Genomic DNA, 13,152 nt, shown 5'->3' with positions numbered 1-13,152 from the left:
GGGCGGGCGCCTGATCGACGCCGCGTGCGTCCTGGAGGCGGCGGGCAAGGCGCTGTTGCCCGGCCCGCTGCTGCCGACGGTCGCCGCGGGAGCCGTCGCCCTGCTGGCCGACCCCACACCTGCCGCCGAGGCGCTGGTGCGCAACCTGGCCGCGGGCCTCATCGCGGCGGCGGTGCTCCCCGACGACGGTGACTTCAGCGCGCGCGCCGACGATGGCGGATGGGTGGTCACCGGCACGTCCGAGGTCACCGCGGGCGTGTGCGCTGCGCGCACCATCCTCATCGCCGCGCGCACGGAGAACGACACCGTGGTCTGGGTCGCCGCCGACACCGAGAACCCTGCGGCGACAACCGAACCCGTAAACGGCACCGACCTGATCTCCGACGCCGGCATCGTGCGGCTCGCCGATTACCGCGCAGGCGGCACGGAGGTGCTCACCGGGATCGACCCCGACCGTGCGCGGTGCGTCACGTTGGGTCTGCTGGCCAGCGCGACCGCCGGCATCGTGCAGTGGTGCGTCGAGGCGGTCACGGCGCACCTGCGCATCCGCGAACAATTCGGCAAGGTGATCGGAACTTTCCAGGCGTTGCAGCACAACGCCGCGATGTTGCTGGTCAGCAGCGAGCTGGCCACCGCGGCGGCCTGGGACGCGGTGCGGGCCGCGGACGAGCCCATCGACCAGCACCGCATGGCCGCCGCCGGTGCGGCGGTGATCGCGATCGCCCCGGTGCCCGACCTCGTCCTCGACGCGTTGACCATGTTCGGCGCCATCGGCTTCACTTGGGAACACGACCTGCACCTGTATTGGCGGCGCGCGATCAGTCTTGCGGCATCGATTGGTCCGGCCAATCGCTGGGCCCGGCACCTGGGGCAGCTGACGTGCACCCGGCAACGGGACATGTCGGTCGACCTGGGCGACGCGGAAGCGCCGTTCCGTTCCTGGGTGGCCGAGACCCTTGACGCCGCAATGCAGTTGCGCAACGACACGCCCGCACCGCACGGCGACTACCCGGACCAGGCCTCCGGACCCCAGCGCACGTTGCTGGCCGATGCCGGCCTGATCGCGCCGCATTGGCCCGCGCCGTGGGGAATCGATGCGGGTCCCCTCAAACAGCTCATCATCGACGAGGAGTTCGCCAAGCGGCCCGGGCTGGTCCGGCCGTCGCTGAACATCGCCGAGTGGATCCTGCCCTCGGTGCTGGCAGCCGCACCAGAAGACTTGCAGGAAAAGCTGATTCCGCCGACCCAACGCGGCGAGATTCACTGGTGCCAGCTGTTCAGCGAGCCGGGCGCGGGCTCGGACCTGGCGTCGCTGGCCACCCGGGCAACCAAGGTCGACGGCGGTTGGCGGATCAACGGCCACAAGATCTGGACGTCGTTGGCGCAGTACGCAGACCTTGGCGCCCTGCTGGCGCGCACCGATCCCGAAGCGAGCAAGCACCGTGGCATCGGCTACTTCATCCTGGATATGCGGTCGCCCGGCATTGAAATCCAGCCGATCAAGACGGCCACCGGGCAGGCGCACTTCAACGAGGTATTCCTCAACGACGTGTTCGTCCCCGGCGAGATGTTGCTGGGCGCCCCCAGTGACGGCTGGAACCTGGCGATCGCGACCATGGCCGAAGAGCGCTCCGCCATAAGCGGTTACGTGAAGTTCGACCGGGCCGCCGCGCTGCGCCGGCTGGCGGCCGAACCTGGGCCGGACCGCGACGACGCGCTGCGCGCGCTCGGCGAACTCGACGCGTACACGAACGCCATCAAGGCGCTGGGGGTGCGGGAGACCATCCGGTTGCTCGACGGCCAGGCGTCGGGTCCGGCGTCCAGCATCGCCAAGGTGGCGATGAACGAGTTACTGCGCAGAACGTTCGAGGCCACCCTGCGATTGACCGGGCGCGCGGCGATGATGGCCGACGCCGACCCCGACATCGTGGAGCGCTACCTGCACCTGCCCGCCGAGCTGATCGGCGGAGGAACCCGGGAGATTCAGCTGAACATCATTGCCCAGATGATCCTCGGACTACCTCGAAAGTAGGACCCGCCCATGGGATTACGCGGAGAAGCTGCGATCGTCGGCTATGTCGAGCTCCCGCCCGAACGGCTCAACAAGGCCTCGCTCGCGCCGTTCGCGATCGAACAATGGGCGGAGCTGTCCGCGGCCGCCCTCGCGGATGCCGGGCTGCCCGGCGACGTCGTCAACGGAATCGTGGCGTCGCACCTGGCGGAGTCGGAGATTTTCGTTCCGTCGACCATCGCCGAATACCTCGGTGTCGGGGCGCGATTCGCCGAACACGTGGACCTTGGCGGCGCCAGCGCCGCGGCCATGGTCTGGCGGGCAGCTGCGGCGATCGAACTGGGCATCTGTGACGCGGTGTTGTGTGCGCTGCCGGCCCGCTACATCACCCCGTCATCGAAGAAGAAGCCCAGGCCCATGGTCGACGCGATGTTCTTCGGCTCGTCGAGCAACCAATACGGCTCTCCCCAGGCCGAATTCGAGATTCCCTACGGCAACCTCGGCCAGAACGGACCCTATGGCCAGGTTGCCCAGCGCTACGCGGCCGTCTACGGGTACGACGAGCGGGCGATGGCCAAGATCGTCGTCGACCAGCGGTTCAACGCCAACCACACCGAGGGCGCGATCTGGAAGGACAAACCGCTCACGGTCGACGACGTCCTGGCCAGCCCGGTGATCGCCGACCCGCTGCACATGCTGGAGATCGTCATGCCGTGCGTCGGGGGCGCGGCGGTAGTCGTCGCCAATGCCGATCTCGCCCGACGGGCGCGCCACCGCCCGGTGTGGATCAAGGGATTCGGCGAGCATGTGCCGTTCAAGACCCCGACCTATGCGAAGGACCTGCTGCACACCCCGATCGCCGAAGCCGCCGACACCGCGTTCGCCATGACGCAGCTGAGCCGCGAGCAGATGGACATGGTGTCGATCTATGACTGCTACACCATCACCGTGCTGCTGTCGCTGGAGGACGCGGGGTTCTGCGAGAAGGGCAAGGGCATGGAGTTCGTCGCCAACCATGACCTGACCTTCCGCGGCGACTTTCCGCTAAACACCGGGGGCGGGCAACTGGGGTTCGGCCAGGCCGGGCTGGCCGGCGGCATGCACCACGTCTGCGACGCCACCCGACAGATCATGGGCCGGGCGGGCGCGGCGCAGGTCGCCGACTGCGACCGCGCCTTCGTTTCCGGCAACGGCGGGATTCTGTCGGAACAGACCACACTGATCCTCGAGGGGGACTGATCGGACATGACCACCTTCGAACGCCCGATGCCCGTCAAAACCCCTACCAGCGCGCCGTTTTGGGATGCGCTGGCGCAGCATCGCATCGTCATCCAGTACTCGCCGTCGCTGGGAAGCTACGTGTTCTACCCGCGGGTGCGCGCGCCGCGCACGCTAGCCGACGATCTGGAATGGCGTGAGATCTCCGGCATGGGAACGTTGTATTCCTACACCGTCGCGCGCCGACCGGTCAGCCCGCACTTCGCCGACGCCGTCCCGCAGCTGCTGGCCATCGTCGAATGGGACGAGGGGCCAAGGTTTTCCACCGAGATCGTCAACGTCGATCCCGCGGTTCTCAGGGTTGGCATGCGCGTGCGGCCGGTGTTCTTCGACTACCCGGAGCACGACGTCACGATGCTGCGTTACGCGCCCGCCGGCTGAGGTGCGTACCGGCACCGCCAGCCCTTGAGTAGCTTGGCGATTCGGGAGCCTCTGGATCGGGCGGCGCGTCCATAGCTGCTGTGTCGGCCAATGACGACCATGGGCGATAGCGGCGACGCGACCGGCCGCGGCGGGCTTCTGCGCGATCACGCGAACCTGTCGGGCTGCTTGGAAAGCGCTGCGAGAGCCATGTGTGGCGCGTCCGTCCGACTACGATGAGCCGAAAGTTGTTCAACGGGAGGTATGTGGTGCATCTCCGGCCGACCGGGCGGTCGCAACCTGAACCGGCGGTCGGCGGCGAGAATTCGCAAATGAAGGCCGGAATGGGAGTGCTGGTCGTCGTCGTCGTCAGCGCCATGATCACCTCGATAGTGCTCTACATCGATGGCGCCGGATATCGCCGAGTTTCAACCGATGGATCATCGACCCGAAGTGGGACGGTCGTGACGCTGAACATCGAAAGCGTCCAGTCGGACTACAGCGTGCTTCGGGGCAACCTAGTGGTTTCGCCCGGATCCATGCTGCTCGATCCGGCCACCACCAGCCTCAAGCAAGACCTCACCGTCGAGGTGACCTCTGTCGCGACGCCAGTGAAGCGCACCTGGTTGAAGGGTGCACTGCCCGGCGTGTTCCCGGTCCCGCTGACCTTGTCACGCGACACTGAACGGTGGCCGTTCGACCGTTACTACACCGGGCCGATCACGGTGGAACTGTTTGTCGGCGCTATGCAAACACCCGAACGCGCCAGGGTGATGATCGTTGACCGGTTGCCCGGGTGGAAGATTCACGCGGCCGGACCGGACCAAGCCAGACCATTCGCGCCCTACGAGGTGACCATGGAACGCTCGGCGAGCACCATGGTGTTCGCGATGATCATTCTGTGCATCCTTCTCGCGATCGCGGGGGCAGGGGTCTTCGTCGCGGTCCAGACACTGCGGGACCGACGAAAGTTTCAGTCGCCCATGGTGGCCTGGTACGCGGCGATGCTGTTTGCGGTGGTTCCGCTGAGAAACGCCCTCCCCGGCTCGCCGGCGTTCGGAAGCTGGATCGATATGACCATCGTTTTGTGGGTGCTTGTTGCCCTGGTGGTCTCGATGCTGCTGTACATCGCGTCGTGGTGGCGGCATTTGCGCCCACATTCGGACCGCGAGACTCAGCCCGAGCATTGGGCAACCGAGGGCGCCGCGCCTCCCCGTTAGCGCGCTGCCGGCCGTGCCGATCGGCCGTTGGACCAGCCGACAGCGCGTGATCACGCATGAGCGCCGGACGATAAGTGACTAATAGTCGCCTTGGTTCACGCGATGGAGCCGCCATGGAGGGGCGGAGCAGAGGGCAGGCTTGCCCAGTCAGACGTTGGAGCGCAGGCCGTTAGGCGCGGAGCCGCGGCCAGAGCGCAGTGTTGACACTGTGATCGAGGCCATTATCTACTAGTCACTGTCTCGGTGAGGAGTGCGGCATGAACAAGGACGACCTGATCCTGATCAGCGTGGATGACCACATCGCCGAACCCGCCGACATGTTCGACGCGCACGTTCCGGCGAAATACAAGGACCGCGCGCCCCGGGTGGTCATGGAACCCGACGGCGTCCAGCAGTGGTACTACGGCGAGGTCCGCGGGCGGAACATGGGCCTGAATGCCGTGGCGGGCAAGCCGCGGGAGATGTACAACATCGACGCTTCGCGTTACGACGAGATGCGGCCCGGGTGCTTCAACGTGCACGAGCGGGTCCGCGACATGAACGCCGGCGGCCAGCTGGCCGGCCTCAACTTCCCCAACTTCACCGGCTTCTCCGGCCAGGTGCTCAACCAGGGCCCCGACCGCGACATCAACCTGGTGATGATCAAGGCGTACAACGACTGGCACATCGACGAGTGGTGCGCCGCCTACCCGGGCCGATTCATCCCCTGCGGCATCCTGCCGCTGTTCGACGTGGCGGAGGCGGCCAAGGAAGTCGAACGCCTCGCCGACAAGGGTTGCCACGCCGTCACGTTCTCGGAGAACCCAGAGGCGTTGCAGATGCCCAGCATTCACACCAAATACTGGTATCCCTTGTTCGAGGCCGTCTGCGAGAACAAGACCGTCCTGTGCACGCACGTCGGCTCGGCGTCCCGTTCGCCGCAGGTGTCCACCGACGCCCCGCCCAGCGTGCAGATGACGGCCTCGTCGATGATGAGCATGTTCACCTTCACCGAGCTGATCTGGGCCGAATTCTGGGCGGACTTCCCGCAATTGAAGTTCTCGCTGACCGAAGGAGACGTCGGCTGGATCCCGTACTTCCTGTGGCGCGCCGAGCACGTCTACAACCGTCATTCGGGGTGGACGCTGGCCAAGTTCCCGCCCGGTTACAGCGGGCCGGCCGACGTGTTCAAGCGGCACTTCTACACGTGCTTCATCAGCGACAAGGTCGGCGTGCGCAACATGGAGTGGTTCAACGAGGACATGCTGTGCTGGGAGTCCGACTTTCCCCATTCCGACAGCAACTGGCCGTTCGCGCCGGAGGACGTCATCGAGACCATGGGGCATCTCGGCGACAGTGTCATCGACAAGATCACGCACGAAAACGCCATGGCAGCCTACTCATTCGACCCGTTCAAGCACATCCCGAAGGAGCGCGCCCGCGCCGGTCACCTCCGCGCCCAGGCCACTGACGTCGACGTGGTGACGCACGTCGGCCGCCGGGCCAGCCAGCGCGACCGCGACGCGTGGACCCGGATGACCCAGTTCGCCCTGCAGTCGCAGGTGACGGCGGAGGCCGCCGGTATTTCGGGGCGCGCCACCACCCTGGGCAACTGAACGTGGCAGCCCGGGCGCCTTTCGCGGACTGGCGCGTGCTGGAGTTGTCGAACGGAATCGCGGTGTCCTACTGCGGCAAGATGTTCGCCGACGCCGGCGCCGACGTGGTGAAAGTCGAATCGGCCCAGGGTGATTCGATACGCGCCCGGTCGGCCGGCGGTCCGCCCGGAGCCCTGTTCGACTATTTGGCCGCGGGTAAGAAGTCGGTGATCAACGACGGCGGTCCGGAGATCGCCGGCCTGCTGGCCGGTGCCGACATCGTGCTGACCGACCTGACCGACGGCTGGACGCTCGACGGAATCTTGGCCCGCACGGGCCGGTCGGCGGTGGTGGTCGCCGTGACTCCGTTCGGCACGACCGGACCCTACGTGGACGATCGCGTGCTGGCCAACGAGTTCATCCTGCAGGCGCTGTGCGGCTCGACCGCCGGCCGCGGCTGGCCCGAGGACGAACCGGTACAGGCCGGCGGGCAGCTCGGTGAATGGCTGGCGGGCACGTTCGCGGCAGCGGTGGCGGCGGCGACCGCGCGGCATGCCGCGCGAAGCGGCCGCGGGGAGACCATCGACGTCTCGACATACGAGGCGATGGTGATCGCGATGGGCGGCCTGTCCGCCATGTCGGCCAGCGTGCTGGGGGCGGATTCACTGTTGGGGCAACGGAGTCTGGAGCTGCCGTCGATCGTCCCCACCGCCGACGGCCTGGTCGGCTTCTGCACCATCACCGCGCAGCAGTTCCAGGACTTCCTGGTGCTAATCGACCGTGCCGACCTGCTCGACGACGCCGACCTCGCCTCGTTCGACGGGCGCGTCGCCCGCCGCGACGAATTCCTCGACATGGTCACGCGGTGGACCCAGACACGCAGCACGCAGGAGATCGTCGACCTCGCCGTCGCCTTCCGGATACCGGTGGCCCCGATCGCGACGCCCGAAATGTTGCCGGAGATCGACCATTTCGTGGACCGGGGCGTATTCGTCCAATCGGGGGCCGGGGTGTTGCAGCCGAGAGTCCCGTATCGCAGCGACGCGATGGTGACCAGGCCCCCCGGGCGGCCTGTTCGACTGGGCGCCGACAACGGCAAGGTCCACTGGCCGCCACGATCCCGTCCGACCGGCGGCGCCGACGCCGATGCGCTGCCGTTGGCCGACACCAGGATCACCGACTTCACCGCGTTCTGGGCGGGACCGGTCGCGACGCAACTGCTGGGCGCCCTGGGCGCCGACGTGATCAAAGTCGAGGGCGTCCGCCGGCCCGACGGTATGAGGTTCTCCGCCGGCCGCCCACCGAGCTGGGACCGATGGTGGGAATGGGGCCCGGTGTTCCTGTGCAGCAACAACAACAAGCGTGGCGTCAGCGTCGAACTGAGCACCGACGCCGGACGGGCGGTCGCGCTGGAGCTCATCGCCGCGAGCGATCTGGTGATCGAGAACTTCTCTCCCCGGGTGATGACGAACTTCGGCCTGGGCTGGGATGCCGTGCACGCGGCCAACCCGCGCGCCATCATGGTGCGGATGCCCGCGTTCGGGCTCGACGGTCCCTGGCGCGACCGGGTGGGCTTCGCCCAGACCATGGAGCAGGCGACCGGCATGGCGTGGATGACCGGACACGCCGACGGCCCCCCGGTGATTCCGCGCGGCGTGTGTGACCCGATCGCGGGCCTGCACGCGGCCTTCGCGGCGGTCGCCGCGCTGGCGGTCCGCGACCGGGACGGGGCCGGGATGCACGTCGAGTCCACCATGGTGGAGGCGGCGCTGAACGTGGCCGCCGAGATGCTGGCGGAATACTCACGCAACGGAATCGAGATGCGCCGCAACGGGAATCGCGGTCCCGGCGCCACCCCGCAAGGGGTCTACCGCTGCCGCGGAGACGACGACTGGGTCGCGCTGGCCGCGATGGACGACGCAGCACGGGTAGCCTTGGCCCGGCTTCTAGGTCGGCCGGACCTCGGCGCGAACGACTGGCGGGAGCAACCGGACGAGATCGACAAGCTGATCTCCGACTGGACCGGGCGGCGGTCGGTGACCGAAGCGGTGGACGCACTGCGCGCGGCGGGGGTGGCCGCGGCGCGCGTCACGCCGGCCCCGGAGTTACTGCGCGACCCGCACCTGCACGCCCGCGGCTTCTGGGAATCGGTCGACCACCCGGTGGCCGGCTCCTTCCTTTGCACCGGAATGCCGTTCGCGTTCCTCGGCAGACCGCGACGCTGGATTCGCCGGGTGCCGCCGCTGTACGGCCAACACACGAGTGAGGTGCTGACGGGCCTGCTGGGGCGCAGCGACAACGATCTGTCCGTCCTGCAGCAGTCGGGCACCATCGCCGCGCGGCCGGCGGGACTATGACATGGCGGTCACCCTCTGCGTTCCGCCCCGCGCCGGCGAATTGTGCGCCCCCGTCCGCTTCCTGCTCCGCCAGGACTCCGTGGTGATGGAATTGACGGCCCGGCACCGCATCACCAGCGTCGAGTGGGACGGGGGCGAGCACGCAGTCGCGATGGTCGTCGAGATCACCGATCCTCAGACGGCGCGGCCCGTGGACGTGCGGATCGATGTCGTCGCGGCCGGCGCGGTGCCCCCCGATACCCGGGCCACCAAGATCGGCACCGTCACCCGTGACGGGCGACCATATGACGTCATCGGCACCTATCTCGGTGTCGTCGCCGACGAAAACTAAAGCAAACCAAAGGATCACAGAGTGGCAACCACGAAACGCACCGCGGCGATCGTCGGTGTGCACAACACCCCGCAGGGCCGGCGCCTGGACGGCGAGACGTCCCGCAGCCTGGCCCTGAGGGCCATCCGCGGCGCCCTCGACGACGCGGGCCTGCGCCTCGACGACGTCGACGGGGTCAGCGCGGGCCCGCTGTCCACCGCGTTGATCTATGACCTGCGCCTCGGACCGGCCTGGCAGGGGCTCGCCTTCGGCGTCGGCATGATCACCGAGGCGGTCACGGCCATCGAGCACGGCATGGCCGACGTGGTGGTGCTCGTCGCCGCCCAGGCCGGCGAGTACCGCGACCACGAGGCCACGGCGCCGTGGACCCGGCCCGAAAACGAATTCGTCGCGCCGTGGGGCATGTTCACCACCGCCGAGTTCGCCTTGATCGCGCGCCGCCACATGCACGTCTACGGCACCACACGCGAACAGCTGTCGATCGTCGCAGCGACCATCCGCAACAACGGATCGCGTAACCCCGAAGCGGTGTATTACCAGCGAGGGCCATTCACACCCGACGACATCACCGCGTCGAGGCCGATCGCCGACCCGTTCCATCTGCTTGACTGCGCCACCACGTCCGAGGGCGGGTGCGCGCTGGTCGTGGCGAACATCGAAAAGGCCGAGGGCGCAAGCCAACCGATCTACGTGCTGGGCAGCGGCGCCGACTTCCACGGTCCCTCCTACCAGCACCCGCCGGCATGGGACCTGGCCGGGCGGCGGGACGGACACGTCAACGGTGTGGTCGGAAGGCGCGCGGCCGAGCGCGCGTTCGCCCACGCCGGTCTGCGACCCGACGACGTCGACGTGCTGGAACTCTACGACCCGTTCTCCTTCGAAATCATCCGCCAGCTCGAGGCGTTCGGGTTTTGCGGTGAGGGTGAGGGGGGACCGTTCGTAGCCGACGGCCATATCGCCATCGACGGCAGTCATCCCATCACCACCGACGGAGGAACCATGTCGTTCAGCCACGCGGGTTCCAATCCGCAGATGATGCAGCGGGCCATCCGAGCCGTCCAGCAGCTGCGCGGTCAGGCCGGTGAATTACAAGTCGCCGACGCGCACGTCGCGTTCTGCAGCAACGGGGGAGCGGGCGCCTTGTTCACCACGCTGCTGATCCTCGGGGACGAACCGCGATGACTTCCCATCCCTTACGCCCACAAACCGGTCCGGTTCCCCATGCCGCCAGCCATCTCAGCGTGCCCTTCTGGCGGGGCTGCCGGTCCGGCGAATTGCGGTATCAGCGCTGTGAGGCCTGCGGGCTGGCGAACTTCCCGCCAACCGAGCACTGCCGCGAATGCCTGTCGGCGCAGGTCCGTTGGGAGCGTAGCGGCGGCGTCGGTGAGATCTACAGCTGGACGGTGGTACACCGGCCGGTGACCGCCGAATTCGAGCCGCCCTACGCGCCTGCCATCGTCGCCTTGGACGAGGGCTACCAGATGCTGACCAACGTCGTCGGTGTGCCGCCGGAGGAATTGCGGATCGGCATGCGCGTGCGGGTGCAATTCCATGCCGTCGGACCCGACGTGACCCTGCCCTACTTCACCGGGTCACCATGAGCCCCCGGCGCACCAGCAACGGCCTGCCGGTCACCGCCTACCTGGTGCTGGGCGTGCTGGCGGCCAACGACGAGCGGCTCACCGCGGGGGAGATCAAGCTGCGCGCCGAGTTGTCCGTCGGCCACTTCTACTGGTCGCCGTCCGTCAGCCACGTTCGGCGCGAACTGAATCGGTTGTCGGCCCGCGGCATGGTCGGTGAGGTCGGCGCCCAATCGGGCAAGCGGGCGATCACCCTCTACGAGACCACGGACGCCGGGCTCGATGTGCTCCGCCGGTGGGTGCAGCACTTCCCGGGCCAGGACCAGGTCGTCATCAAGCACCCCGTCATCCTCAAAACCTGGCTCTCGCGCGGCGAGGACCCCGAACGCATCGTCGACGCATTGGACCGGCACCTCGAGGCGACCCGCGCGCGGCTGGACGAGGCGTTGTGGTCGCGGCAGCGGTCCCGCGACCTCGGCATCACCGACGACCCGAGCCAACGCTTCTCATTCGCAGTCCTGGACTATGCGATCCGCGGCCTGTACGCGGAGCTCTCCAACATCACCCAGTTGCGCGACGAGATCGCCTCCGGCACAACGCAAGACCCGGTCAAACGGGTGCGACGGTCGAAGGGCCAGATCCGCCGCCGGGTACCCGAGACCCCGGGCTAGACGCCGCGACCGCGTAGGCGGTCCCGCGCGGTTCGCGCTCCCACAGCACCTCCCCGTCGGCGACGCCGGTGCCTTCGGCGATCAACTGTCGTTTGAGCACCTTGTGGGTGGCGGTGCTGGGCAGGTCGGTAGCGATTCGGACGTAACGCGGCCGGGCCTTGGGGGACAGGTCGGGCTGTGCGTCGAGGAAAGCCTCGAACGCATCGGGGTCCAGCGCGTGGCCCTCGTTGAGGACGATCGCGGCCATGACCTGGTCGCCAACCCGTTCGTCCGGAACCGCATATACCGCGACCCGGTTGATCGAAGTGTGCCGCAACAAGATTCGCTCGATTGGCGCCGCCGTCAGGTTCTCGCCGTCCACGCGCAACCAGTCGGCCGTGCGGCCGGCCAGGTAGATCCAGCCCTCGGCGTCCTTATAAGCGAGGTCGCCGGACCAATACATGCCGTGGCGCATGCGCTCGGCGTTGGCGTCCGGGTCGTTGTAGTAGCCGGTGAAGAAGCCCGAACCGGTCGTGTTGACCAGCTCGCCCACCGCCTCGTCCGCGTTGACGAGCGCCCCGTCGGCATCGAAGCGCGCGATCGCGCACTCGGTGACGGTGTCGCTGTTGTAGACCGCGACCCCCTCGGCTCCCCGCCCGATCGACCCCTTCGGCGTGCCGGGCTCGCGGATCACCATCACGGCGTTCTCGGTGGAGCCGAACCCATCCTCGACCTGGACGCCGAATCGGCGCGCGAACTCCTCGATGTCCTTGTCGTTGGCCTCGTTACCGAAGGCGACACGCAGCGGGTTGTCGGCGTCGTCGTCGCGTTCCGGGGTGGCCAGGATGTAGGCGAGGGGCTTGCCCACGTAGTTCATATAGGTCGCGCCGTAGTGACGGACGTCGTCGAGGAAGCTGCTCGCCGAGAATTTCGCCGGCACGATCGCGGCGCCGGAGACCACCGCGGGCGCCCAGCCGGCGACGACGGCGTTCGAGTGGAACAGCGGCATGGACACGTAGCAGGTGTCCCGTTCGGTCAGCGCGAAGCGCTGCGCCAGGTTGAGGCCGGCGAAGGCGGCCATCAGGTGGGACACCTGCACCGCCTTGGGATTCCCGCTCGTGCCCGATGTGAAGATCATCATGAAGGGGTCCATGGCGGCGACCTGCCGGTGCGGCACCAGCTCGCCGGCGCCCTCGACGAACTCGGTCCACTCCGGCGCCGACGTGTCGAGTACCCGAGTTCCCTCGAGGTCCAGGCCGTCCAGCAGCGGCCGGTATTCGGCGTCGGTCACGACGAATTGGCAATGGGCGCGGCGGACGTCGGCCGCGAGCGCCTCGCCGCGCCGAGTGGTGTTCAGGCCGCACAGGACGTAGCCGCCGAGCCCGGCCGCCGCCATCTGACTCAGCATCTCGGGGTTGTTTCCCAGCAGGGCACCGATGTGCATCGGCCGGCCTGGGTCGGCGGCCGATATCAGGGCCGCCGCCCGGGTGGCCGCACCGGCCAGGTACTGACTCCAACTCCACTGCAGGCCAAGGTGTTTCACCGCGGTGCCCGGATCGGACAGGCGTTTGTTCAGCAGCGCCTGAATGGTGTCGTCAGCCATCGGTCGGATTCACCTTCACTATGCCCAGCCCTACGAGACGAGACGGTCCGTCTTATCCTAGCGGCCGACCGTCCGCCGGCGACAGCGCCCGGTCCATGGGAACCCTGCGCATCGGGGACCGCAGGCCGTCCGTTATCTCGTGTTTGCGAGACTTTTGATGCCATTTCTCGCAAGTTTCTTCTTCGGCG

General features: G+C 67.8%; 11 protein-coding genes. 10 read left to right on the top strand and 1 reads right to left on the bottom strand.

Features of this window, described 5'->3' with window-relative positions; all coding sequences use genetic code 11:
- The 10 genes from A5691_RS26980 to A5691_RS26935 all read left to right on the top strand — a co-directional run.
- On the top strand, nt 1–2,032 hold a 2,032-nt coding region (locus tag A5691_RS26980; protein ID WP_068266857.1), incomplete at its 5' end, for an acyl-CoA dehydrogenase family protein.
- A 9-nt stretch (nt 2,033–2,041) separates the two neighbouring features.
- Nucleotides 2,042–3,250 (top strand): thiolase family protein, encoded by a 1,209-nt coding sequence (locus A5691_RS26975; protein ID WP_068018707.1) that lies wholly within the window; start codon nt 2,042–2,044, stop codon nt 3,248–3,250.
- Between the two features lie 6 nt (nt 3,251–3,256).
- Nucleotides 3,257–3,670 carry a Zn-ribbon domain-containing OB-fold protein gene (locus A5691_RS26970; protein WP_067752238.1) on the top strand — a complete coding sequence of 138 codons (414 nt, stop codon included), beginning with the start codon at nt 3,257–3,259 and terminating at the stop codon, nt 3,668–3,670.
- A 311-nt stretch (nt 3,671–3,981) separates the two neighbouring features.
- Nucleotides 3,982–4,869 carry a DUF4436 domain-containing protein gene (locus A5691_RS26965; RefSeq protein WP_068018710.1) on the top strand — a complete coding sequence of 296 codons (888 nt, stop codon included), beginning with the start codon at nt 3,982–3,984 and terminating at the stop codon, nt 4,867–4,869.
- 257 nt (nt 4,870–5,126) lie between these two features.
- The gene (locus A5691_RS26960; protein WP_068018703.1) at nt 5,127–6,464 is read left to right on the top strand and encodes an amidohydrolase family protein; all 1,338 of its coding nucleotides are present in this window, start codon (nt 5,127–5,129) and stop codon (nt 6,462–6,464) included.
- Between the two features lie 2 nt (nt 6,465–6,466).
- Nucleotides 6,467–8,800, top strand: coding sequence for a CoA transferase (locus tag A5691_RS26955; protein ID WP_068018700.1), 2,334 nt, complete (start codon nt 6,467–6,469; stop codon nt 8,798–8,800).
- A gap of 1 nt (nt 8,801) precedes the next feature.
- A complete protein-coding gene (locus A5691_RS26950; protein ID WP_067752249.1) occupies nt 8,802–9,131 on the top strand; it encodes a hypothetical protein in 330 nt (109 codons plus the stop codon).
- Nucleotides 9,132–9,152: 21 nt separating this feature from the next.
- Nucleotides 9,153–10,313 carry a thiolase family protein gene (locus A5691_RS26945; protein ID WP_067752252.1) on the top strand — a complete coding sequence of 387 codons (1,161 nt, stop codon included), beginning with the start codon at nt 9,153–9,155 and terminating at the stop codon, nt 10,311–10,313.
- Nucleotides 10,310–10,732, top strand: a complete 423-nt coding sequence (locus A5691_RS26940; protein WP_067752255.1) for a Zn-ribbon domain-containing OB-fold protein — start codon at nt 10,310–10,312, stop codon at nt 10,730–10,732. The genes A5691_RS26945 and A5691_RS26940 overlap by 4 nt, the downstream gene beginning before the upstream one ends.
- Nucleotides 10,729–11,382 carry a MarR family transcriptional regulator gene (locus A5691_RS26935; protein WP_068018695.1) on the top strand — a complete coding sequence of 218 codons (654 nt, stop codon included), beginning with the start codon at nt 10,729–10,731 and terminating at the stop codon, nt 11,380–11,382. The genes A5691_RS26940 and A5691_RS26935 overlap by 4 nt, the downstream gene beginning before the upstream one ends.
- On the opposite strand, the gene fadD1 is transcribed toward A5691_RS26935, so the two are convergent.
- Nucleotides 11,321–12,964 carry a fatty-acid--CoA ligase FadD1 gene (gene fadD1, locus A5691_RS26930; protein ID WP_067752261.1) on the bottom strand — a complete coding sequence of 548 codons (1,644 nt, stop codon included), beginning with the start codon at nt 12,962–12,964 and terminating at the stop codon, nt 11,321–11,323. The genes A5691_RS26935 and fadD1 overlap by 62 nt on opposite strands.
- Between the last annotated feature and the right edge of the window lie 188 nt (nt 12,965–13,152).

The organism is Mycobacterium sp. E183 (assembly GCF_001667735.1).
GTDB lineage: Bacteria > Actinomycetota > Actinomycetes > Mycobacteriales > Mycobacteriaceae > Mycobacterium.
The sequence above is the reverse complement of the archived record's forward strand: the minus strand, read 5'-3'. Positions and strand labels throughout refer to the sequence as shown.

Excerpts from the sequence above, each read along its gene's own strand:
- A5691_RS26975 (WP_068018707.1), top strand. The coding sequence starts at position 2,042 with ATGGGATTACGCGGAGAAGCTGCGATCGTCGGCTATGTCGAGCTCCCG.
- A5691_RS26970 (WP_067752238.1), top strand. The coding sequence starts at position 3,257 with ATGACCACCTTCGAACGCCCGATGCCCGTCAAAACCCCTACCAGCGCG.
- A5691_RS26965 (WP_068018710.1), top strand. The coding sequence starts at position 3,982 with ATGAAGGCCGGAATGGGAGTGCTGGTCGTCGTCGTCGTCAGCGCCATG.
- A5691_RS26960 (WP_068018703.1), top strand. The coding sequence starts at position 5,127 with ATGAACAAGGACGACCTGATCCTGATCAGCGTGGATGACCACATCGCC.
- A5691_RS26950 (WP_067752249.1), top strand. The coding sequence starts at position 8,802 with ATGGCGGTCACCCTCTGCGTTCCGCCCCGCGCCGGCGAATTGTGCGCC.
- A5691_RS26940 (WP_067752255.1), top strand. The coding sequence starts at position 10,310 with ATGACTTCCCATCCCTTACGCCCACAAACCGGTCCGGTTCCCCATGCC.
- A5691_RS26935 (WP_068018695.1), top strand. The coding sequence starts at position 10,729 with ATGAGCCCCCGGCGCACCAGCAACGGCCTGCCGGTCACCGCCTACCTG.
- fadD1 (WP_067752261.1), bottom strand. The coding sequence starts at position 12,964 with ATGGCTGACGACACCATTCAGGCGCTGCTGAACAAACGCCTGTCCGAT.